General features: G+C 45.4%; 28 protein-coding genes. 17 read left to right on the top strand and 11 right to left on the bottom strand.

The features are described from left to right. Positions 1 to 17: 17 nt before the first annotated feature. From AC4E8B_RS02770 to AC4E8B_RS02795, 6 genes are all read left to right on the top strand, one after another. A complete protein-coding gene (locus AC4E8B_RS02770; RefSeq protein WP_490216866.1) occupies positions 18 to 635 on the top strand; it encodes an alpha/beta hydrolase in 618 nt (205 codons plus the stop codon). A gap of 165 nt (positions 636 to 800) precedes the next feature. Next, the gene (locus AC4E8B_RS02775; protein WP_490216868.1) at positions 801 to 1,139 is read left to right on the top strand and encodes a MerR family transcriptional regulator; all 339 of its coding nucleotides are present in this window, start codon (positions 801 to 803) and stop codon (positions 1,137 to 1,139) included. Positions 1,140 to 1,142: 3 nt separating this feature from the next. Then, a complete protein-coding gene (locus AC4E8B_RS02780; RefSeq protein ID WP_490216869.1) occupies positions 1,143 to 1,595 on the top strand; it encodes an SRPBCC family protein in 453 nt (150 codons plus the stop codon). Positions 1,596 to 1,726: 131 nt separating this feature from the next. Further along, positions 1,727 to 1,936: a helix-turn-helix transcriptional regulator gene (locus AC4E8B_RS02785; RefSeq protein WP_490216870.1), complete on the top strand. Its 210-nt coding sequence runs from the start codon at positions 1,727 to 1,729 to the stop codon at positions 1,934 to 1,936. Then, complete coding sequence (locus AC4E8B_RS02790) at positions 1,933 to 2,322, top strand: hypothetical protein (protein WP_490216872.1); 390 nt, start codon at positions 1,933 to 1,935, stop codon at positions 2,320 to 2,322. The genes AC4E8B_RS02785 and AC4E8B_RS02790 overlap by 4 nt, the downstream gene beginning before the upstream one ends. A 118-nt stretch (positions 2,323 to 2,440) precedes the next feature. Continuing rightward, positions 2,441 to 2,866: an organic hydroperoxide resistance protein gene (locus AC4E8B_RS02795; RefSeq protein ID WP_490216874.1), complete on the top strand. Its 426-nt coding sequence runs from the start codon at positions 2,441 to 2,443 to the stop codon at positions 2,864 to 2,866. A 37-nt stretch (positions 2,867 to 2,903) separates the two neighbouring features. On the opposite strand, the gene AC4E8B_RS02800 is transcribed toward AC4E8B_RS02795, so the two are convergent. Then, positions 2,904 to 3,353, bottom strand: a complete 450-nt coding sequence (locus tag AC4E8B_RS02800; RefSeq protein ID WP_490216876.1) for a MarR family winged helix-turn-helix transcriptional regulator — start codon at positions 3,351 to 3,353, stop codon at positions 2,904 to 2,906. Positions 3,354 to 3,438: 85 nt separating this feature from the next. Next, entirely contained in the window at positions 3,439 to 3,954 is a 516-nt protein-coding gene (locus tag AC4E8B_RS02805) for a CBO0543 family protein (RefSeq protein ID WP_490216878.1), read from the bottom strand. A 153-nt stretch (positions 3,955 to 4,107) separates the two neighbouring features. Here AC4E8B_RS02805 and AC4E8B_RS02810 point away from each other — a divergent pair, with 153 nt between their 5' ends. Then, on the top strand, positions 4,108 to 4,956 hold the full coding sequence (locus AC4E8B_RS02810) for a P-loop NTPase family protein (RefSeq protein ID WP_490216880.1): 849 nt from the start codon (positions 4,108 to 4,110) through the stop codon (positions 4,954 to 4,956). Positions 4,957 to 4,993: 37 nt separating this feature from the next. Here AC4E8B_RS02810 and AC4E8B_RS02815 read toward each other — a convergent pair whose 3' ends face one another. After that, the gene (locus tag AC4E8B_RS02815) at positions 4,994 to 5,719 is read right to left on the bottom strand and encodes an alpha/beta hydrolase (protein WP_490216882.1); all 726 of its coding nucleotides are present in this window, start codon (positions 5,717 to 5,719) and stop codon (positions 4,994 to 4,996) included. A gap of 134 nt (positions 5,720 to 5,853) precedes the next feature. Here AC4E8B_RS02815 and AC4E8B_RS02820 point away from each other — a divergent pair, with 134 nt between their 5' ends. Further along, positions 5,854 to 6,150, top strand: a complete 297-nt coding sequence (locus AC4E8B_RS02820; RefSeq protein WP_490216884.1) for a hypothetical protein — start codon at positions 5,854 to 5,856, stop codon at positions 6,148 to 6,150. A gap of 274 nt (positions 6,151 to 6,424) precedes the next feature. On the opposite strand, the gene AC4E8B_RS02825 is transcribed toward AC4E8B_RS02820, so the two are convergent. Continuing rightward, on the bottom strand, positions 6,425 to 6,973 hold the full coding sequence (locus AC4E8B_RS02825) for a CBO0543 family protein (RefSeq protein WP_490216886.1): 549 nt from the start codon (positions 6,971 to 6,973) through the stop codon (positions 6,425 to 6,427). Positions 6,974 to 7,749: 776 nt separating this feature from the next. On the opposite strand from AC4E8B_RS02825, the gene AC4E8B_RS02830 reads away from it, so the two are divergent. Together AC4E8B_RS02830 and AC4E8B_RS02835 are read left to right on the top strand one after the other, a co-directional pair. Next, on the top strand, positions 7,750 to 8,244 hold the full coding sequence (locus AC4E8B_RS02830; RefSeq protein ID WP_490216888.1) for a GNAT family N-acetyltransferase: 495 nt from the start codon (positions 7,750 to 7,752) through the stop codon (positions 8,242 to 8,244). 15 nt (positions 8,245 to 8,259) lie between these two features. Next, positions 8,260 to 9,276 carry a S66 family peptidase gene (locus AC4E8B_RS02835; RefSeq protein ID WP_490216889.1) on the top strand — a complete coding sequence of 339 codons (1,017 nt, stop codon included), beginning with the start codon at positions 8,260 to 8,262 and terminating at the stop codon, positions 9,274 to 9,276. Positions 9,277 to 9,334: 58 nt separating this feature from the next. On the opposite strand, the gene AC4E8B_RS02840 is transcribed toward AC4E8B_RS02835, so the two are convergent. Next, positions 9,335 to 9,646, bottom strand: a complete 312-nt coding sequence (locus tag AC4E8B_RS02840; protein ID WP_490216891.1) for a hypothetical protein — start codon at positions 9,644 to 9,646, stop codon at positions 9,335 to 9,337. 94 nt (positions 9,647 to 9,740) lie between these two features. Here AC4E8B_RS02840 and AC4E8B_RS02845 point away from each other — a divergent pair, with 94 nt between their 5' ends. After that, on the top strand, positions 9,741 to 10,082 hold the full coding sequence (locus tag AC4E8B_RS02845) for a hypothetical protein (protein ID WP_490216892.1): 342 nt from the start codon (positions 9,741 to 9,743) through the stop codon (positions 10,080 to 10,082). A gap of 218 nt (positions 10,083 to 10,300) precedes the next feature. On the opposite strand, the gene AC4E8B_RS02850 is transcribed toward AC4E8B_RS02845, so the two are convergent. The 3 genes from AC4E8B_RS02850 to AC4E8B_RS02860 all read right to left on the bottom strand — a co-directional run bounded on the left by AC4E8B_RS02850 (position 10,301) and on the right by AC4E8B_RS02860 (position 12,139). Then, on the bottom strand, positions 10,301 to 10,483 hold the full coding sequence (locus AC4E8B_RS02850) for a DUF1272 domain-containing protein (protein ID WP_490216894.1): 183 nt from the start codon (positions 10,481 to 10,483) through the stop codon (positions 10,301 to 10,303). Positions 10,484 to 10,592: 109 nt separating this feature from the next. Next, a complete protein-coding gene (locus AC4E8B_RS02855) occupies positions 10,593 to 11,414 on the bottom strand; it encodes an SPL family radical SAM protein (RefSeq protein WP_490216896.1) in 822 nt (273 codons plus the stop codon). A gap of 11 nt (positions 11,415 to 11,425) precedes the next feature. After that, positions 11,426 to 12,139: a 2OG-Fe(II) oxygenase gene (locus AC4E8B_RS02860; protein WP_490216898.1), complete on the bottom strand. Its 714-nt coding sequence runs from the start codon at positions 12,137 to 12,139 to the stop codon at positions 11,426 to 11,428. A gap of 125 nt (positions 12,140 to 12,264) precedes the next feature. Here AC4E8B_RS02860 and AC4E8B_RS02865 point away from each other — a divergent pair, with 125 nt between their 5' ends. Then, positions 12,265 to 12,402, top strand: coding sequence for a hypothetical protein (locus AC4E8B_RS02865; protein WP_490216900.1), 138 nt, complete (start codon positions 12,265 to 12,267; stop codon positions 12,400 to 12,402). Between the two features lie 52 nt (positions 12,403 to 12,454). Here the strand turns inward: AC4E8B_RS02865 and AC4E8B_RS02870 are convergent, their stop codons facing one another. After that, positions 12,455 to 13,402 (bottom strand): L-lactate dehydrogenase, encoded by a 948-nt coding sequence (locus AC4E8B_RS02870; RefSeq protein WP_490216901.1) that lies wholly within the window; start codon positions 13,400 to 13,402, stop codon positions 12,455 to 12,457. Between the two features lie 204 nt (positions 13,403 to 13,606). Beyond that, a complete protein-coding gene (locus AC4E8B_RS02875) occupies positions 13,607 to 13,930 on the bottom strand; it encodes a hypothetical protein (protein ID WP_490216902.1) in 324 nt (107 codons plus the stop codon). Between the two features lie 117 nt (positions 13,931 to 14,047). On the opposite strand from AC4E8B_RS02875, the gene AC4E8B_RS02880 reads away from it, so the two are divergent. The 4 genes from AC4E8B_RS02880 (at position 14,048) to AC4E8B_RS02895 (ending at position 15,584) form a co-directional block, all read left to right on the top strand. Further along, positions 14,048 to 14,206, top strand: a complete 159-nt coding sequence (locus tag AC4E8B_RS02880; protein ID WP_490216903.1) for a YfhE family protein — start codon at positions 14,048 to 14,050, stop codon at positions 14,204 to 14,206. Between the two features lie 127 nt (positions 14,207 to 14,333). Continuing rightward, the gene (locus AC4E8B_RS02885) at positions 14,334 to 14,756 is read left to right on the top strand and encodes a DUF1801 domain-containing protein (protein WP_490219472.1); all 423 of its coding nucleotides are present in this window, start codon (positions 14,334 to 14,336) and stop codon (positions 14,754 to 14,756) included. Positions 14,757 to 14,776: 20 nt separating this feature from the next. Continuing rightward, on the top strand, positions 14,777 to 15,325 hold the full coding sequence (locus AC4E8B_RS02890) for a GNAT family N-acetyltransferase (RefSeq protein ID WP_490216904.1): 549 nt from the start codon (positions 14,777 to 14,779) through the stop codon (positions 15,323 to 15,325). A 4-nt stretch (positions 15,326 to 15,329) separates the two neighbouring features. Next, on the top strand, positions 15,330 to 15,584 hold the full coding sequence (locus AC4E8B_RS02895) for a hypothetical protein (RefSeq protein ID WP_490216905.1): 255 nt from the start codon (positions 15,330 to 15,332) through the stop codon (positions 15,582 to 15,584). 26 nt (positions 15,585 to 15,610) lie between these two features. Here AC4E8B_RS02895 and AC4E8B_RS02900 read toward each other — a convergent pair whose 3' ends face one another. Next, entirely contained in the window at positions 15,611 to 16,258 is a 648-nt protein-coding gene (locus AC4E8B_RS02900) for a hypothetical protein (protein WP_490216906.1), read from the bottom strand. Positions 16,259 to 16,603: 345 nt separating this feature from the next. Between AC4E8B_RS02900 and AC4E8B_RS02905 the strand changes: the two genes are divergently transcribed. Further along, positions 16,604 to 18,649 carry a catalase gene (locus tag AC4E8B_RS02905; RefSeq protein WP_490216908.1) on the top strand — a complete coding sequence of 682 codons (2,046 nt, stop codon included), beginning with the start codon at positions 16,604 to 16,606 and terminating at the stop codon, positions 18,647 to 18,649. The last annotated feature ends 33 nt before the right edge of the window (positions 18,650 to 18,682 follow it).

Here is an 18,682-nt window from a genome sequence, read left to right on the forward strand (position 1 = left end):
TGCGGAGGAGTGTCAATATGACATCAGCAAACAAAGTAAATCATGCTAAAATTTCTTCCAGATTGATAGAGCAAAAAGAAACGGCAGACAGCCTGGCCATTATTCTGCCGGGAGCAGGGTATACGACACAGGCTCCGCTGCTTCATTTTTGTACAGGTTTATTTTACTCGAAGGGCTTTGATGTCCTTCATCTCAACTACAGCTTTAATCGTGAAGAGCAGTCGGCTTTATCTGGAGAAGGCCTGGCTGAGGCTATCCGGCTTTCTATTGCGGATGCTCTGAAAGATAAAGGGTATGACCATTATTATATCGTTGCTAAATCCATTGGAACCATGGCGCTGCCTTATCTATTGAAGGATCAAAGCTTTCTGGATGCGAAAGCAGTATGGATGACCCCTTTGCTTCAAAAAGAGTTTGTATTGACTAGCATGGAGGCTGGCAGCCATAAGGGGCTCTGTATCATTGGGGATCAGGATCCTTATTTCACTTGGGAACGCATTGAAAAGGTTAAAGAGAATCCCAATCTTTCAATTAAGGTGGTGGAGGGTGGCGATCATAGGCTGGAACTTAGCGGTGATCCTATCCAATCGATAGATGTATTGAGGAATATCATTTCTGATATTAACCAATTCTAGCTTTAATTTTAGGAGTGCATATGAATATTTTCTAATAAAAAGAGCCGCCACGGTTCTTTTTTTGTTGCATCCATTTTGCTCCGCCAATAAAAACCATTAAAATAACTAAATAAAGATTGACCATGCAGTGCACCCCCTGGTTTATGATGCAGGAAGGAGGAAAGCATGTATAGAATTAGCGAATTTGCTGAATTAACGGGGCTGAGCAGGGAAACACTCAGGTATTATGCTGAGGTGAAGCTGCTTGAACCGGCCTATATAGATCCGAAAAACAACTATCGCTATTATGACGATGGAAGCTACTTTTTGGCAGTCCTGTTAATAAAGCTCAGGAAGCTGGGATTCACCATCCAGGAAATGGTGTTGGTGATGGAGGATGAATCTTTTCAGAATCTGGAGCAGCTGCTCCTCAAGAAAAAAGCTAAAATCAGGAAGCAGATAGATGATCTTCGGGAGCAAGAGGAGGAGATCGATCAGTTTCTGCTTTCAGGCAGGGAGGAATGAAGAATGATTGAATGGAAGGAAGAAATAGTTATCCCGGTTAATATTGAAAAAGTATGGGATTTATTTAAGGACAAGAATATCAAAAGGATCATGCCAAAGGTGGAGGAACATGTGCTGATCGAGAAAACGGAAGAAGAAGCAGGTGCCAGGCACCGCCAGACTTACAGGGAAGGAAAGAGGACTGAAACCTATATGGTTGAAACACTTGTATACGAAGATGAAGAAAGTGAAAAGAGGAAGCAGATTCAATTTGTGCTGGGCAAGGCATTTGAGATATCCCTTTCATTTAATTTGGTGAAATTGAACGAGGGACAAACAAGGTTCATTTATGAGGGCCATAATAAAGGAGTTAATTTTGTAGGAAGAGCGATGTTAAAGCTGGGAGGACAGACCAGCAATAAGCAAGTGGTGCAGGAATTCCTGAAAAAAGTGGAAGAAGAAGCCCTTAATGGATAAACAGCTGCAAAGAGCATTCATCTTTGCAGTTTTTTTAAGATGGATGTAAAACATGTTTGACATGTAAATAAATGTCATGTTATGCTATGGATGTAAAACATGTTTGACAAAAATACGGCAGAGTGGTGTGAATGGATAATCAAATCAAAGAAGTGAGAAAAAGCAGCGGCCTTTCTCAGGAAGAGCTGGCCAAAACATGCGGCGTTTCGCGCCAGACGATTAATGCAATCGAGAACAACAAATATGATCCCAGCCTTGCACTTGCCTTTCAGCTGGCAGAGTCCCTTGGCATGACAGTGGATCAGTTATTTCATTTTAGGAGCAGGGGGAATGAGAGATGAAAGGAAAAGAAATAGCAGCGCTTGTGTTTCTGATAGCGGCAACACTTTATTTTGGGGGAACCTTCATCAGCTATATCAAAATCGATGAAGCATCCATTGGGTCAGCAGAGCTGCTCGTGATCATCGCCCTGCTGATTGGATGGGTCCAGTTCATTACATGGGGAACGAGGAAGGAAGTTCAGAAAGATGAGATGGGCAGGCAGATCATTAAGGACAGTGCCAGAGTCAGCTATTATGTTGTATTAACTGCACTTCTGCTGTTATGGATCATCGACTTCTTCCTTGTGAGCAAGGGAGAGAATTACACACTGTTCATCGCTTTGTGCATCGCTTATATTACGTATCCGATCATCCAATATGTACTTGTAAAAAGATTTGCTGATTAATATCATCCCAAAGCCACAGTGCCTGCTGTGGTTTTTATTTTTGAGCAAAAATATTGCTGTTTTATAGTTGGTTTTATAAAATTAAATTGTGCACAATTAATATATAGGAGTGATTCACATGACAAAACCACTATTCACTGCATCAGTAACAGCAATCGGCGGACGAGAAGGCAGAGTATCATCAGCAGAAGGGAATTTAGCTTTGGATGTAGCCATGCCGGGAACTCCAAGGAAAAAAGAAGTTCCTGAAGCAACAAATCCAGAGCAGCTGTTTGCGGCAGGCTATGCAGCATGCTTTGACAGTGCGCTGCAGATGGTTTCAAGGAAAGAAAAAGTTTCTTTTCAATCGGAAGTGACTGCAAATGTGAGTCTTTTGAAAGATGAAAGCGACCAGGGCTTTAAGCTGGGGGTTGTTCTGCAGGTGAAAGGAACAGGCATAGAAGATAGCCTTCTGAATGAACTGGTGGAGAAAGCCCACGGTGTCTGCCCATATTCAAAAGCTGTGAATGGGAATATTGAGGTTCAGCTCGAAATCATTCAATAAAGTAAAAAAGGATGCCCGCTTGGCTGGGCATCCTTTCTTATTGCTCATCTTTATGATGAAGGATTTGCAGGAGCTGCAAAAGGGAGGTTTTCAGTGAATTATATTCTTCTTCATTGGCGCCGCTCATTTCAAAAATTTTCCCGGGGATGGATTCTGCCTGTTCCTGAAGGGAAATCCCTTTTTGTGTCAGTGTCACAAAAACAGAGCGCTGATCCTCAGCAGATCTCTTCCGGCTCAGAAGGCCCTGCTGCTCCATCCTCTTCAGCATGGGTGTAAGGGTGCCGGAATCGAGGTAGAGAAACTCCCCCAGTTCTTTTACAGTCAGGCTTTTCTTTTCCCAAAGAAGGAGAAGGACAAGGTATTGAGGATAGGTGACTTCAAGCTTATCTAATAGTGGCTTATACTGCTTCGTCATTTCTCTTGAAGCAGCATAAAGAAGAAAGCAAAGCTGATTTTCAAGCTTTAAATGGCTGGACTCGTTTGTCATTATTTCACCGCTTTATCGTTATAGTCTGTATGTATACTATAACCTCAGCATTACAATTAATAAACTAAACTGCATGCGGTCTTCCTTAATAGGGGTTCGGAACATCAAATATAAGATAGAGAGCTGCTATAAAAATCCCACCCATGAGCCAGGCGGTCCACGGCTTGCGATAATGGGCAATCAAAAGTGTGAACGTCACAATATTGAACAGAAAGGACCAGCGGAAGGACCAGTCATGATGATGGATAATGCTGTCATTTATATAGGCGATGAGCTCCACACCTGTAAAAAGAATTGACCAGGCCAGTATCCACCCTGCCTTGCCCCACAGCTTTTCCGGAAGCCTTCCAAGAAAGACAGGCAGCACAAAAGGGTAGATTATAAAAGCAATGGCCATGGAAATAGCGTTATGAGTCGGCAGAAGAACATGGTCGATTCCGACAGGCTTAAATTCCCAGACCCGAAAGCTGGATAATAGCAGTTCATAAATCAGATTGGCAATGATCCAGTACAAAAGCGTGCTATAATACTGGGCAAAACTTCTCCAAACTCCAAAAACGATGCCAATAATAATGAAGAATAACACAAATGAAGACTGCATCTCTTTAACCCTCTTATAAGTTGATATAAGGATAGGTTATCCAGCCGGCGGAAAAATAACCTGCCCCCAATGGCCTGCTGAAAAGGAAAAATGTCAGCTGGCGGCGAATAGGAGAAAGCAAAAGTTTATCTCAAGACAACAGAGGTGCAAAGAATGAAAACCAAACTAATACTCGTTGAGGGGCTTCCCGGCTTCGGCAAGTCAACAACTGCCCAATATGCAAAAGAGATACTCGAGGAGGCAGGAGTTGAGGCAAGGTTATTCCTTGAAGGCAATCTCGACCATCCTGCCGACTATGATGGAGTCGCTTATGCAGCGGAAGAAGAGATAGAGAAACTGCTGAAGGAAGCTGGCGGCCAGGCAGACCTTATAAAACAATATACAATTGAAAAAGAAGGCTATTATCTAGTTCAATATGAAAAAATGAAGCGGAAATATCCTGCTGCATTTCCTGAAGGCCTGCTGGAACCTATTATCCGGACTGATATTTACGAACTGCCGATGAAGCTGCATATGGAGCTGATGGAGACCAGCTGGCGCAGCTTTGCAGAGGGAGCCGCCAATGAGGATGCTGTATACATATTTGAATGCTGCTTCATCCAAAATCCCATGAGCATCGGAATGATCAAGTACAATGAGCCGGCTGAAGAAATAACGGCATATGTGCAGCGGCTTGCAGAGACTATTAAAAAACTTGATCCGCTTTTGATCTATCTGGAGCAGGACGATCCTGAGTCAGCCTTCAGAAATGCTGTGAAAGAGAGGCCCGCAGAGTGGTATCAGGGATTTACCGATTATTATACTGGCCAAGGGTACGGACTCAGCCAAGGCTTGAAGGGACTTGAAGGAACAGTGAAGGTGCTGGAGGCAAGGCGGCAGATGGAGCTGAATATTATCCGGCATCTGGATATGAAAAAGGCTGTGATGAATAATACAATGTTCGATCCGGACAGCCATAAAGAAGCAATCCGGCTGAAGCTGAAGGAGTATGGTGTTATATAAATAAAAAGGGCATGGGTGCCCTTTTTATTTGAACCGTTTAATTTGCAAGCCAACCCAAAATTTCATTTACTATTAAATCCTGCTGTCTTTGAGGCGGAATAGCCGCTGGATTGTCCTCTTTTTGTGCACCATACATGCCGAATTGTGCATGGTTGCCACCTACTATTTCATATAAGTCTGCCGCATCAGAAAGCAAATGCCGCGTTTTTTCAATCTTCCCGGGTGTGGTCAGTCCATCATTTTCCGCATAAATCGAAAGCATAGGCATCGTGGAACCTGAAAAGTCAGAGCCGCTGCTTGGATAGGAGCCGAGAAGGATGACTCCATCAATCAGGTCCGTATGGTTAAACGCATAAGAAGCCGCCGATACTCCCCCGAGGGAATGCCCGCCAATATACCAGCTCTCTATTTCTGGATATTGGGAGATCAGCTCGTCTGCTTTATCTCCTTCGAGAATAGAAAAATTCAAGCGCATTTCAGGCACCAGCACCAGGTACCCATTCTCAGCAAGCCGCTTGCCCACATAGCTGTACGCCTCTGGCTCGACCTTGGCTCCAGGATAAATGATGATGCCGGCTTTCTTCACCTCACCCGGATTAAAGACAATCCAATCCTTCTCATGCCGGATATTTTCCTCCCCGACTAAATCAAAGAGTTCTTCTGACGGTTTATACGTTGCCTGGGACCAAATGTAAAATCCTGCGGCACCCGCGAGGATAACAGCTAAAACAATGATAAATGCAATCTTAATAATTATTTTCATAATAGATCCTCCTGCCGGCCATATATATCTTTCATTGTATTTTAAAACAGGAGAAGGTTCCACGTTGAGTGTACAGGCTGAAACCTTCGTTGAGCTCTGCCCGTATATTAAGGAAAGGTATGGGAGGGTTTTAAATGAAAAGGTATAAAGTGCTGGCTATAGCTGCTATTCTGATCATCACTTTCCTGCTTGCCGGAAACCATTTCATCATACATACAGAAGAAGCAGAAGCGGCGGCAGTTGAAGATAAAGGAAAAGAGGGCACAGAATTTTATGTTCTCCTTGATGGGCGGAAGCTGGTGGTTGAGGACGAAAATGTCTGGAATCTGATCGAAGCGGGTGGAACGTATGACATTGTGTATGAATGGTATGGAAATAAAGATCCCGTCATAACAAGCATCACATTTCCGGGGCATGAAGGCAGTCATTAACTGAGTGGCAACACTAATTGATTTCTCCGGGGTGAGTTAGTTACTGCAGTCATTAAACACAATTTTTAACGGTGCTTTGTTCCAACCTGCTGCCAAACCAGGCAGCTTTTCTTCTTAACTAGCGGGGCAAAAGGAAATATGTGCAGGAAGCCGCCAAAATAGCATTTGGATTACAATGACAGAAAGGATCTATACCAGAATAGAGAAAATGGTATAGCATACACATGATAATAAAAAAACCATTATTTTTTATACATTAAAAAGCAAAGGATTACTAATATCCTTTGCTTTTTTGTATAACTTTTTCAAGGACAAATTTAGTTGCAGCTGCCTTAATAATGTAGATTGGAACTGAATATGAGTACTTCCAATGAGTTAATTCGTAAATGCCAAATTTAACAAAAAGGGGTTCGGCTATGTAAGAATTGAGAAGTGAAACGATAATATTAGCAATTATGAAAGGCTTCCATTTAGAGAAATATTGATAAACAAGCATATGCATTACAGGAAGTACACTTATATCTACTGGATTTAGCCGTGGAACAATGGTGACGAGTTTATATGGATAATTCCATAAATTCAGTTCACTTCCTATATCATCCAAATAGATAATAAGGATGGTTATTAATGCACCATAAAGCCAAATTTGTTTGATTCTTGTTTTGTCTACCAATATCCACCACAATATCCAAGGCATAATAGTAAGAGCTAATAGAAACCACCATTGAGGACTTAAAAAATCCTCGTGAATAAAGTTTTCTAGCCTCAATTCTGTCAGCTGATTATCTACTTTGTTAATTTCATCTTTAGTGGGATAACTCATCGATATCTCCCTTTAAAAGTAATGCTTCTATTTTAACCATTAAACAATAATTGTATTTATGGGTAGAAACCCCTATGTTCAAAGCAGCAGCCAAAAACCAGGCGGCTTTTCTTATTCCGAAAATGAGACAGGATAGTGAAGGAATGGTTTTAAAAAAACAGGTATTCCTAGTGGCCAGCAAGCCTTATAATAAGCGGAGATTTTCCGGTTAGGATGCTGAATATGGCCCGAATGGGTGTAAATAAGCGGAGAATTTCCGGGTAAGCGGAGCGAAGTTGCCCATTTTACTGTTTTTTGAGTCGATAGTCGGAATTTCTCCGTCTATTTGAGCTATTATTAGAGTTTTTTCGTAATTAGGGGGAATTCCTCCGCTTATTTTTCAACCTGTCACTGCCCTCATTCAGGTCCGGGAAGGTCCGCTCTTTTATGGCTGGGCGTGGGAGACTTAAATAGCTTTTCCTGAATGACCGCACATTTGGCTTATTGAATAAACGGGGGCTTTAAAAAGTAATTAAATTAAGAGCCTAAAATATGCTTTCTTATTTTAGGCTCTTTCTGCATTCATAAAAGTTACTCCTGTTTATAGCATTTTTCAGTGCCACACAACGATGCTGGTTCTTGCGTGCATAGCTGAATGGAGGTTTTACTTTTTGAAAAATATAGAGGACCAGGCAGGAATAAGAGCCTGCATAATAGAATATACGTTCTTTATTGAAAGGCTGAATAGCAAAGGTAATTTGCGGCATTAGAGCCTGAAAGATAGAAGGTGATCTTACATGGAAAAAACAGCAGTGAAAAAACAAGTTTCCCTGGCATTTTATAAAAACGAAGATGAAGTGCGGCTTCAAGGCTATCAGCTCCCGGAAGAGCAGCTTGCTTTTACCAGCTTGCCGATTCCGGCAATTGAGGCCTGTCTGAAGGAGGATGACCGGCATCCTATTATCATTAATTACGGAGAGGATATAGCTGGCTTCTTCGTCCTTCATGGCAAGGGCGGGGCCATCAAATACAGCCCGAATGACCGGGCGATTCTGCTTCGCGCCTACTCGATCAGCTCCAGCTATCAGGGGAAAGGGATTGCGGGCGACTCATTAAGGCTTCTGCCTGATTTTGCAAGGAAGCATTTTCCGGATAAAAATGAAATCGTCCTGGGTGTGAATCACAGCAATCGGGCAGCCCAGCATGTTTATAAAAAAGCTGGTTTTATTGACCAGGGACTTCGACTCACCGGAAAAAAGGGCGAGCAGTATGTGCTTCACATGCAGCTTTAGAAAGGGAATGAAAACATGATCAGTTATCCGATTTTAAAGGAAGACGCCGTAATTGGCGTAACAGCAGCATCGTCCGGGGTGCCGGAGGAGCTTCACGATATGATCCGGTCTGCCTGCAGCCGAATGGAATCAAGGGGATTCCGTGTGAAATGCGGCGACACACTGTGGACACAGGAAAAAGCAAAGTCGGCCCCGGCTTCGGTCAGAGCGGATGAATTTAATGAAATGATGGCAGACAGCGGGATAGACTTAATCATTCCTCCGTGGGGAGGGGAGCTTTTAGTAGAAATATTGGATAAAGTGGATTTCTCGAGTATGGAGGAAAAGTGGATATTAGGCTACTCAGATACGAGTTTGCTGCTGTTGTCCGCTACTTTGATGACCGGGATGGCGACAGCCCATGGAACCAATCTTGCCGACCTGCGCGGTGAGCAAATGGATGAAACAACAGCCAGGTGGCTGGATGTTTTGAAAACAGAAGAGGGCGGATCGGTCCAACAGGAATCTTCCAGCAACTATCAGAAAGAATGGCAGCATGAGAATCCTTCACCATATGTATTTCATTTAACAGAGCCGACGAGCTGGAAAACCATATCCGGCAGTCCGGAGAGGATGGAAGGCCGGCTGCTTGGCGGATGCATTGATGTTATCAGGCATCTGATCGGCACCCCTTACGGCCGTGTCCGTGAATTTCAGCGGGAGCACCTTGGCGGGGATCCTATTGTCTGGTATTTTGAGAACTGTGAAATGACGACAACCGACCTGCGCAGGACTTTGGTCCATATGAAGCTGGCCGGCTGGTTTGAAGGCTGTGCGGGAATCATGTTTGGACGCAGCAGCGCCAACACAGCAGTTGGCGGGTATACTGCAGAGGATGTATACCGGGAGCTGTCAGCTGAGCTCGATGTTCCTGTTATTTATGACATCGACTGCGGCCATGTCCCTCCGCAGGTCACTTTGATCAACGGAGCATACGCGGAGATTGAAGCCCGGGATGGAAATGGAAGCATCATTCAGCATTTTAGAGCATAAGAAAAAGGCAGGATGCGGGATCCTGCCTTTTTTTATCGTACCTTAATGAGGCAGGGCATTAAGTTTCACCATAATACTCAGCAAAATAAAGGAAACCGAATTTCCTTACAAGATAGTTTCTTAACTGCCCGGCAGTTGCTTTTTCAAGGGGAGGCTCGGTAAGGGTATAAGCTTTGCCGTTTAGTCTGGCAAATTTCTCTGAATCTGCTTTGTTATGATAGTGATCCTCGATAATCCCTGATGTCAAAGCAGCACCAGGATAGCCGCTTATCAAAACATGGGTCCTGAGGGCAAGGTGAGGGGTTGAATGCAGCAGCAGGAAAATGATCACAATACCGGCAAGAACCAGTTTCTCTTTTTTATATTTCATGAAAGAAATTCTCCTCAACATTAATCTCTTATAACAATTCCATAATCTGTATGGTATTCCTGCTGAAACCTAACAAAAAGGAGTGAGGCAAAATATGAAGCAAATAGTGCTGTTTCTCTTTCTGGCGGCCGCTGCCGTTCTGGCTGGCGCCTGCGGGGCATCCGGCCAATCCTCCGGAAGTTATCAAGTCCTTATCATCGGGGGAGATGAGACATTGAGCGGAGCATTCAGCGATTTTACCGGCAATGGCGGGCCGGTTGGCGAGCTCCGGTATATTGCAGATCCTGAGGAAGCGCGTAAAGAATTTCCGAAGTATTCTTTTGAAGAAACTCCGGCGATACTCGTTTTTGAGACCGGGGGAGGCGAAATGAAAAAGCTTGTGCTGGAAACGAATGAGGTGGAAGAGGCACAGAAGTTTTTAGAGGGGAAAGAATAAAAAGAGGCAGTTGGTAGAATAATTCGTGAAGTTGGTAGAATAACGTATGAAGTTGGTAGATTATGCTCTGAATCGGTAGAATAACCGGCGAAGTTGGTAGATTATCACGCCGATTAATAGAATGAGCCCAAAAAGGGGCCGGCTGCCGGCTCTCCCAGCTCCATAATGCCTGAAAACCGGCTTGAAGAACGCTGTCCAAGCCGGAAAAACAGCGTTCTTCATCCAACAGCAGTCTTTCTTGGCCTCTGAACAAGCTCGCCGCCGCAGTTGGGGCAGACTCTATTCATACCCTCAGTGCATTCCTGGCAAAATGTGCATTCATATACACAGATAAAAGCTGTGCCATCCAAGGCCAATGGTGCATCACATTTTTCACATGCTTTTCTCATTTCCAAACCCATAGAAAGCCCTCCATCCGTCTATTTTCATAGCTAAGATTAGCAGAAATTCAGGCAATCTTTCAGGGACAGATCGCAACTATTTTCTGGGGTCAGCAGCGGCTGAAAAGCCTCATCCCGGAAGGAAGCCCTCCTTGCTGATCAGAACCTGTCCAGGCGGAAATACTTCTGTAAATCTTTTATATACTTTCCTGTATGCGGTCCGGTTGTACCATTCCTTCAGGTTCAGCTCTTCGTAAAGAGCAGGGATGCCGATCTTTTCCGTTCGTCTTCCTCCGCTTCCATCTCCCATAAAATAATCATCGATGCAGATCCTGTTTACAATGGGGAGAAGCAATTCCGGGAAACTCTCACTGCTGGGGAGCAAAGGGGCAATGGTAGCCTGGACGGGTATGCCTGCTTCCTTCAGCTCCCGCAGGGCCTTCAGCCTTGCCGGGATCGGCGGGGCGGAGGGCGTGAAATGCTTTCTAATTGTCTCGCTGTCCGTTTCGACTGTCATGCTGATCCGCACCTTTTCTCCAAGCTTTTGAAACAGATCAGCATCCCGTGCAGCAAGGGGGCTTCTAGTTTGGACAAACAAGAAATCCGGCTGGTTTTCTGCCATTGCTTCAAGGAGGGAGCGGGTGATCCTTTCTGAATGCTCAGCCGGCTGATAGGGATCTGTGCTGGAAGACATGAAAATGGTCACTGGCCCTTTCTTTTTGGCTCTTGTTATTTCTTTGTCCAGCAGTTCTGCGGCACCCTGCTTTACGTCGACCCAGCTGCCCCATTCTTCGCTGCGGAAGATGGAGACGGGCATTTCCCTGACATAGCAGTAAGAGCAGCCGAAGGCACAGCCTGTATAAGGGTTAAGCGAGTGGCTGTAGCCGGAAAGGAACCCGGTGCCTTTTGTCAAAATCGTTCTGGGTGTTTTATAAGCTATATTCGCTTTCATTTTAATCATCCTTATTTTGCATTATGGAAGATGATTCCCAATCCATACCTGGTACCTGAGGAGAGTGTACTGACACCGTGGCGGACAGTGTTCTTGTAATAGCCTCTTTTCCCCTGGACCGGCCTGCTGCTTGTTGGGAAAATCAATGCCTCGCCCTGTTCGAGCGTAATCACATGACCCCGGCTTTGCGCCCTTGGCCGCTGTTCGAAGAGAAGAGATTCACCGCCGGTGTAGTCTTGCCCTCTTCTGCTCAATGTAAATAATACCTGGAAAGGAAAAAACACATCTCCGTAAAGATCCTGGTGCAGGCAGTTGTAGCCCCCCTGCTCATATTTCAAAATAAGCGGGGTTGTCCGTTCCTGGCCATGCTGCCTGCACTCTTCCAGGAATTCCTCCAATGTGCCGGGATAGGCCGGCTGTTTGCCAAGCATAACAAGCCAGCGGTTGGCAGCTTTCGCAAGTTCAGGGTAAAAAGCCGTGCGCAGCTCCTGCAAAAGAGGGGGAAGCGGATCCGCGAAGTACTTGTATTCACCTTTCCCAAAACGGTAGCGTTCCATATTGATGGTGCTTCGATAAAGGCTTTCCTCATGATACATTTCGATAACAGATTCACATTGCGCAGGGGATAGGAGGGTGCCTAATTTTACAAATCCATCCTCATCCAAAGATTGATGAAGTACCTCCCAATCAAGTGTGCTTACTTTTTTGCCCATTTCGCTGTCCATGCTGTGGCCTCCTTCATCTCATCTCTAATGATATGGTCTATTATTTGCAAAGTCTTGTATTAAGAATGAGTTATAATATGGTAAATAAAGGGTATCTAACATGATATTATGGAAGGAGGGATCTGATGGGCCTATTAATCATGATTGCCGCTATTATCTCACTGTTGTCCATTGAGGTGAATCTGAGGAAGACAGTGAAACAAAATCAGGAAATTATTGAATTGCTTAAAGAAGGTAAGAAGGAAGAAGAGCAGGCAGAATGATTCCAAAAGAGAAGAAGCCAGCATGGGGCACATCCGGCTTCCGTCATTCTGATTAAAGTGTATTGGCCATAATCTCCTTCAATACTTTCGCAGAGGTGCTGAACTGCTCTTTTTCTTTTTCATTCAGGTCGATTTCAATTATTTCACGGATGCCTTCCCGGTTGATGATGGCGGGAACACCTATATAAAGGTCTTTTTCTCCATATTCGCCGTCCAAATAAGCAGAAATGGTCAGGATGCAATTTTCGTTATGGAGGATTGCTTTCGTAATCCTGGCCAGCGACATTCCGATCCCATAATAGGTCGCACCTTTTCTTTGAATGATATCGTAGGCTGCATCACGTACATTGACGAATATTTTTTCAAGACAGTCCGGGTTCACGTCTTCTTTGCGCTTCAAAAAGCTGCCAAGAGATTCAATGCCAATGCTGCTATGGCTCCAAACAGGGAATTCCGTATCTCCATGTTCGCCGATGATGGCTGCATGGACATTCCTTGTATCCACTTTGAAATACTCGCCCAGCTTAAAGCGCAGCCTTGCTGAATCAAGGACGGTGCCGGATCCGATGACTCTTTCCTTCGGGAGGCCGGATTCTTTCCACGTCACATATGTCAGGATGTCAACCGGATTTGTTGCGACCAGGAAAATGCCATCAAAGCCGCTCGCCATAACCTGCTTGACAATAGTTTTGAAAATGCCGGTGTTCTTCGCTGCAAGGTCAAGCCTGGTTTCGCCTGGCTTTTGAGGCAGGCCTGCAGTGATGACAACAAGATCAGCTTCCCTGCAGTCGTCATAAGTTCCGTTCCACAGCCTGACTGGTGAAGGTGCAAACGGCATCCCGTGATTAAGGTCCATTGCTTCACCTTCGGCCTTAGCTTCGTTTACATCAATCAGGACAATTTCTTCTGCTGCACCCTGGTTGACCATTGAGTATGCATAGCTGCAGCCCACAGCTCCAGTGCCGATTACAACAACCCTGTTCACTTTATTTGTTTTCATCCTGAATTTCTCCCTTCAATTGTAAAAGTCATATGTCTGCTTATATTTCGCGAGGCGGATATTTAAGATACTTTTATTATATATTAAAAATGTGAAATAAATCACAAACTCTGTTGCAGTTTTGTGAAAAGATTCACAAACACACCCGGAAATAACGGTTATGATCATGTCATAACCGCTAAAACAGCTGATTCGAGCCTATTATTAAGCCCGGTCCAGCCTTTTCCTGAAATCTGAGGGGGAGAGGAGGGTATAATCTGTATGCTTCTTCAATCCTTCCAGGAAACCAAGATCGGCTTCATAAAGGTCCTCTTCATCGTATTTATTGCTGTAGTAAAGCTGTTCAGAGCCAGTCTGGAGAAGGAGACTAAGCTCCAGACCCATCGAGGAGCCGCTGGGACTGTCTTCGTCTCCGAGAACAGCACCTGGATGAGAGGATTCCTCCTGGCTGATGTATAAACGGGCATCGGCCGCATTTTCTGCCGCCTTCACCAATTCGGGAAGCGTTCCTATCTTTTTCAATGTCATCTTCATCACCTCTGTTCTCTGTTTACCTAATTAGAGGGGGATTCTAAACTTTCCGTTTGCAGGAATGTCCGGAGGGTAAAAGAATAATGAATATAAATTGGAAAGGAGAATGCTAAAATGGCAGACAAGAAAGCACCTTACAAAGGATTTAACACAGAGCAGAATAACGGGCTCTCCGATACCCAGGAAGTGAACTACAGCAGTGATTTCAAGAAAGCCTATAAAGCTGAAAAGAAGAAAGACTCCGAATCCAGCAACAATTCTTCAAGTGAATAATGAAAAGGTAAGGCCCTGCCGGCTGCCGGCGGGGCCTTTTGTATTTTGATAAGCATTTTCAGGAAGGAGATTATCTCCTCTTGTAGAAATGTACATTAATAAATATAGGGACATTAGGAGGGAAATGATGTACGAGCAAAAGACGAAAGAGAATGATAAGAGTGTAGAAGAGTTCATTGAAAATGTGGATAATCCAAAGAAACGGGAAGATGCATACAGACTGATAGAGATTTTTGAAGAAACGAGCGGATTCAAGGCAAAGATGTGGGGGGACAGTATTATCGGGTTCGGTTCCTATCATTATAAGTATGAAACCGGCCACGAAGGAGATGCCCCGCTTGTCGGCTTTTCACCGAGGAAGGCGAAGATCAGCCTGTATTTTGCCACTGGGGACAGCAAAAGAGGGGAGCTGCTTGAACGGTTTGGCAAGCATACAGCAGGCAAGGCCTGTGTGTACATAAATAAGCTGGCAGATGTCGATGAAGCCGTTTTAAGGAAGCTAATTCTCCAATCGATGCAATTTCTAAGGGACACCTACCCAGAAGCATAACAGACAAGGGGGGAATCGGATTGAAAATCAGGAGAGCAGAGGACCAGGATGCAGAAGGAATCGCCAAAGTCCATGTGGAAACGTGGAGGACTGCATATAAAGGCATTATTGATGATGAATATCTTGCAGCCCTTTCCGTGGAAAGCAGGACCGAGCTGTGGCACAGGAATATAGCAAAATCCGGGAACATCGTACTTGTGGCAGAGGAAAATGGCGGGATAGTTGGCTTTGCGGACGGCAGCCGGGAGGAAACAGGCGAGTATGAGGGCTTTAAGGGGAATGTCACCTGTCTTTATGTGCTTGAAGAGCATCAGGGAACTGGCCTTGGAAAGGCACTTCTGCATGAGCTTTTTCATGCTTTTCAAAAAGAGGGAATAGGTTCTGCTGTCGTCAAAGTGCTGAAGGAAAATGATGCCTGCCGCTTTTATGAACATACGGGTGCAAGACTGCTGAAGGATGCTCTCACAATGAAAATCGGCACCGGCCGGGAGCAGGAGCTTTGTGTGTATGGGTGGGATGATTATAGCTCAGCATTTATGCAGCAGGAAAATCAAGATGAGGAGAGATGAAGCGATGAAGCTGGCTATAAAGGCATGTATCCTATCAGCGTCATGCCATCTGATTTTTGCTGCTTATTTTATTGTCAAAGGCTATATCATAACGAAAAACTATGTACCTGATATGGACAAGGCCTGGGATGAAGCTGCCTCAGCACCGGCCTCGGCTGCATTTGGGCCGGCGCCTTCCCCCTGGTCAGCAGCTGTGACCTTCGCAGCCGGCGCCTGCCTGTTTGGAGCAGTGATGATGTGGAAAAAGAGTGTCCGGTGACAGGAACCATAAAGAATCCTCCAGCATTATGCCCTGCTGGAGGATTCTTTTTTTCCTTCATATTCACTTGAACTGATTCTTTCTATTCCCATATTTTCAAGCAGATTTTCTATTGCTGTTAAGTGCTTTTTGTCCGGCACAGCAATGAGACCTGGCTGAAACAAACGATTCTTCACCTTGAGCTTTAATTGATAGCCATTGTCTGCGCGGGAGTCCAGCCCGTAAAGAGGATGCCAGCGGACAATTTTCTCTGTTTCATAAGAGCGGATTTCGCTCTGGCTGTAAAATCTTCCGTGCAATATGATGCCGTCCTTCATGATAAAGAGATTTTGCGGCTGGCGGATGAAGCTGGCAATCGCCAGGAATATATAAGCAGCACTGAGGAAGGCTGGGTCAAACCAATCTGTTGTGAGCAGGAGCAAGAGGAACCCTGCCATAAGGAAAAAAGCATATAGCGTTCCCCATTTTATATACTGATAGGGTTTAGTATTTTTCGTGATTGGCTCCATTTCCTTCCACTCGCCTGGCAGCAGGATGCCTGAGTATTCTTCCTGCGTGCGTGGGAATAATGCTTGTCCCGACAGGTCGGCCGCTTTTTTTACACGAAGGCGGAGCTGCAGCAGGTAGTAGCATCCGATGAGGAACATGATGATAAATAACAGGTCAAGCCACATAGTTTTCCGTCCTCTCATTGTCCAAGATTTTTGCTTCTTGCTTTACTAATTAATACGGAGGAGATGGAAAAAGGTTCCCTATTTTTTAAAAACAGAAGGAGGATATGAAAAATGAGAATGACAGACCGCATGAAAAGGATCATCCTTCTGGCAGAAGGAGAACGGCTGGAGAGTGGCGTGCAGCAGGGCTGTCGTCATTCCATATCCACATTAAAATAATCACTGTTCAAAAAATTGAAACATTTAGTTCTGCTTTCTCTGTTTAGCTCTCTCTTCTTCTGGGAATGGGTAAGGGACTTGTACATAGCTGCCAGTCAGCATGAGCCATTCTAAGGAGGAGACTGAATGAAAGAAAACCGCAATGTAAATGGATCCAGCAAAAACGAACAGCTTGAGCAATTCAGGACAGATGACCGCGGGGAAAAGCTGACAACCAATCAGGGAGTCAAGGTATCAGAGGATGAGTTCTCTCTTAAAGCCGGTGTCCGGGGGCCAACCTTGCTGGAGGATTTTCATTTCCGGGAAAAGATGACTCATTTTGACCACGAACGGATCCCGGAGCGGGTCGTCCATGCACGCGGCTTTGCAGCCCATGGGGAATTCCAGGTGTATGAATCTATGAAAAAGTATACAAAGGCAAAGTTCCTGCAGGATCCTGGTGCGAAAACGCCTGTGTTTGTAAGGTTTTCAACAGTCGTCGGCTTCCGCGGGTCAGCCGAGACTGTCAGGGATGTGCGCGGGTTTGCGACAAAGTTTTATACAGAAGAAGGCAATTATGACCTGGTAGGCAACAATATGCCTATCTTTTTCATCCAGGATGCGATCAAGTTCCCGGATCTTGTTCATGCAATCAAGCCGGAGCCGCATAATGAAATGCCGCAGGCCTCTGCTGCCCACGACACCTTCTGGGATTTTGTCGCCAACAACCAGGAATCAGCCCATATGATCATGTGGGCCTTATCGGACCGCGCTTTGCCAAGAAGCTTCCGCATGATGGAGGGGTTTGGCGTCCATACATTCCGGCTTGTAAATGAGGAAGGGATCTCTCATTTTGTTAAGTTCCACTGGAAGCCGGTGCTTGGGATCCATTCCCTCGTCTGGGACGAAGCGCAGAAAATAGCCGGGAAGGATCCTGATTTTAACCGCAAGGATCTTTGGGAGTCCATTGAACAGGGCAATTACCCGGAATTCGAGCTGGGGATCCAGGTGATAAAAGAAGAAGACGAATTCGCTTTTGATTTCGACATTCTTGACCCGACGAAACTCTGGCCGGAGGAGGAAATTCCTGTCCAAATCATTGGGAAAATGACGCTCAACCGGAATGTGGACAATGTCTTTGCCGAGACAGAGCAGGTCGCTTTCCATCCGGGCCATGTGGTGCCTGGGATCGATTTCACCAATGATCCGCTTCTGCAGGGGCGTTTATTTTCCTACACAGACACACAGCTGCTTCGCCTGGGCGGGCCAAATTTTCATGAAATCCCAATCAACCGTCCGGTTTGTCCCTTCCACAACAACCAGCGGGATGGCTTCCACCGCCAGACCATCAATAAGGGGCCAGTGAGCTACCATAATAATTCGATCGCCCATAATACCCCATCGCCAGCGTCGGAGGCAGAGGGCGGGTATGCCCATTACCAGGAGAAGGTCGAGGGGCGCAAGGTCAGGGCGAGGAGCGACAGCTTCAAAGACCACTTCTCACAGGCAAAGTTATTCTGGAACAGCATGAGCGGACCGGAAAAGCAGCATATCATCGATGCGTTCAGCTTTGAGCTCGGCAAAGTGAAGAGCAAGTCGATCAAGCAGCAGGTTGTAGATATGTTCTCCAATGTGGACCTTGAAATGACGAAGGAATTTGCAAAGAACATCGGGGCAGTCCCTCCTGAAGCGGGCGGTTCTTCTGTAACAAAGTCTTCTCCTGCGCTCAGCCAGGAAAATACGAAGAGACTTCCTGCGACCCGGAAGGTCGGTGTCATCGCTGCCGATGGGTTTGACGGGGAGGCTGTGAAAGTGCTGGAGGCTATGAAGGCACAAGGCATCATGCCTGTAATCATCAGCGACCGGCAGGGCATGATCAAAGGATCCGATGGAAGTGAGCTCGAAGTCCAGGATACCTTCCTGACAACAGAATCGGTCTTAGTTGATGCTTTATATGCCGTTGGAGGCAAGGGAGAGACGAAGAAATTCCAGCAGGACGCAGCTTATTTCATCCATGAAGCCTTCTCTCACTTTAAGCCGATCGGCGCGACTCATGAAGGCAGGAAATGGCTTGAAAACAGCGGCAAAAATAAGGCTGCGGGAGTCATAATAGGAGATGGAGCGGAAAGCTTTACAGAGGAATTCATCCGGGCAGTCGCCCAGCACCGCTTTTGGGAAAGGCAGCTTATTTAATAAGAAAGGCAGCGGGGTTGTACCGCTGCCTTT

This window comes from Bacillus sp. SRL543 (assembly GCF_984799205.1).

Bases quoted from the DNA above. Each gene is read 5' to 3' on its own strand.
- AC4E8B_RS02770 (WP_490216866.1), top strand. From the start codon at position 18: ATGACATCAGCAAACAAAGTAAATCATGCTAAAATTTCTTCCAGATTG.
- AC4E8B_RS02775 (WP_490216868.1), top strand. From the start codon at position 801: ATGTATAGAATTAGCGAATTTGCTGAATTAACGGGGCTGAGCAGGGAA.
- AC4E8B_RS02780 (WP_490216869.1), top strand. From the start codon at position 1,143: ATGATTGAATGGAAGGAAGAAATAGTTATCCCGGTTAATATTGAAAAA.
- AC4E8B_RS02785 (WP_490216870.1), top strand. From the start codon at position 1,727: ATGGATAATCAAATCAAAGAAGTGAGAAAAAGCAGCGGCCTTTCTCAG.
- AC4E8B_RS02790 (WP_490216872.1), top strand. From the start codon at position 1,933: ATGAAAGGAAAAGAAATAGCAGCGCTTGTGTTTCTGATAGCGGCAACA.
- AC4E8B_RS02795 (WP_490216874.1), top strand. From the start codon at position 2,441: ATGACAAAACCACTATTCACTGCATCAGTAACAGCAATCGGCGGACGA.
- AC4E8B_RS02800 (WP_490216876.1), bottom strand. From the start codon at position 3,353: ATGACAAACGAGTCCAGCCATTTAAAGCTTGAAAATCAGCTTTGCTTT.
- AC4E8B_RS02805 (WP_490216878.1), bottom strand. From the start codon at position 3,954: ATGCAGTCTTCATTTGTGTTATTCTTCATTATTATTGGCATCGTTTTT.
- AC4E8B_RS02810 (WP_490216880.1), top strand. From the start codon at position 4,108: ATGAAAACCAAACTAATACTCGTTGAGGGGCTTCCCGGCTTCGGCAAG.
- AC4E8B_RS02815 (WP_490216882.1), bottom strand. From the start codon at position 5,719: ATGAAAATAATTATTAAGATTGCATTTATCATTGTTTTAGCTGTTATC.
- AC4E8B_RS02820 (WP_490216884.1), top strand. From the start codon at position 5,854: ATGAAAAGGTATAAAGTGCTGGCTATAGCTGCTATTCTGATCATCACT.
- AC4E8B_RS02825 (WP_490216886.1), bottom strand. From the start codon at position 6,973: ATGAGTTATCCCACTAAAGATGAAATTAACAAAGTAGATAATCAGCTG.
- AC4E8B_RS02830 (WP_490216888.1), top strand. From the start codon at position 7,750: ATGGAAAAAACAGCAGTGAAAAAACAAGTTTCCCTGGCATTTTATAAA.
- AC4E8B_RS02835 (WP_490216889.1), top strand. From the start codon at position 8,260: ATGATCAGTTATCCGATTTTAAAGGAAGACGCCGTAATTGGCGTAACA.
- AC4E8B_RS02840 (WP_490216891.1), bottom strand. From the start codon at position 9,646: ATGAAATATAAAAAAGAGAAACTGGTTCTTGCCGGTATTGTGATCATT.
- AC4E8B_RS02845 (WP_490216892.1), top strand. From the start codon at position 9,741: ATGAAGCAAATAGTGCTGTTTCTCTTTCTGGCGGCCGCTGCCGTTCTG.
- AC4E8B_RS02850 (WP_490216894.1), bottom strand. From the start codon at position 10,483: ATGGGTTTGGAAATGAGAAAAGCATGTGAAAAATGTGATGCACCATTG.
- AC4E8B_RS02855 (WP_490216896.1), bottom strand. From the start codon at position 11,414: ATGAAAGCGAATATAGCTTATAAAACACCCAGAACGATTTTGACAAAA.
- AC4E8B_RS02860 (WP_490216898.1), bottom strand. From the start codon at position 12,139: ATGGACAGCGAAATGGGCAAAAAAGTAAGCACACTTGATTGGGAGGTA.
- AC4E8B_RS02865 (WP_490216900.1), top strand. From the start codon at position 12,265: ATGGGCCTATTAATCATGATTGCCGCTATTATCTCACTGTTGTCCATT.
- AC4E8B_RS02870 (WP_490216901.1), bottom strand. From the start codon at position 13,402: ATGAAAACAAATAAAGTGAACAGGGTTGTTGTAATCGGCACTGGAGCT.
- AC4E8B_RS02875 (WP_490216902.1), bottom strand. From the start codon at position 13,930: ATGACATTGAAAAAGATAGGAACGCTTCCCGAATTGGTGAAGGCGGCA.
- AC4E8B_RS02880 (WP_490216903.1), top strand. From the start codon at position 14,048: ATGGCAGACAAGAAAGCACCTTACAAAGGATTTAACACAGAGCAGAAT.
- AC4E8B_RS02885 (WP_490219472.1), top strand. From the start codon at position 14,334: ATGTACGAGCAAAAGACGAAAGAGAATGATAAGAGTGTAGAAGAGTTC.
- AC4E8B_RS02895 (WP_490216905.1), top strand. From the start codon at position 15,330: ATGAAGCTGGCTATAAAGGCATGTATCCTATCAGCGTCATGCCATCTG.
- AC4E8B_RS02900 (WP_490216906.1), bottom strand. From the start codon at position 16,258: ATGTGGCTTGACCTGTTATTTATCATCATGTTCCTCATCGGATGCTAC.
- AC4E8B_RS02905 (WP_490216908.1), top strand. From the start codon at position 16,604: ATGAAAGAAAACCGCAATGTAAATGGATCCAGCAAAAACGAACAGCTT.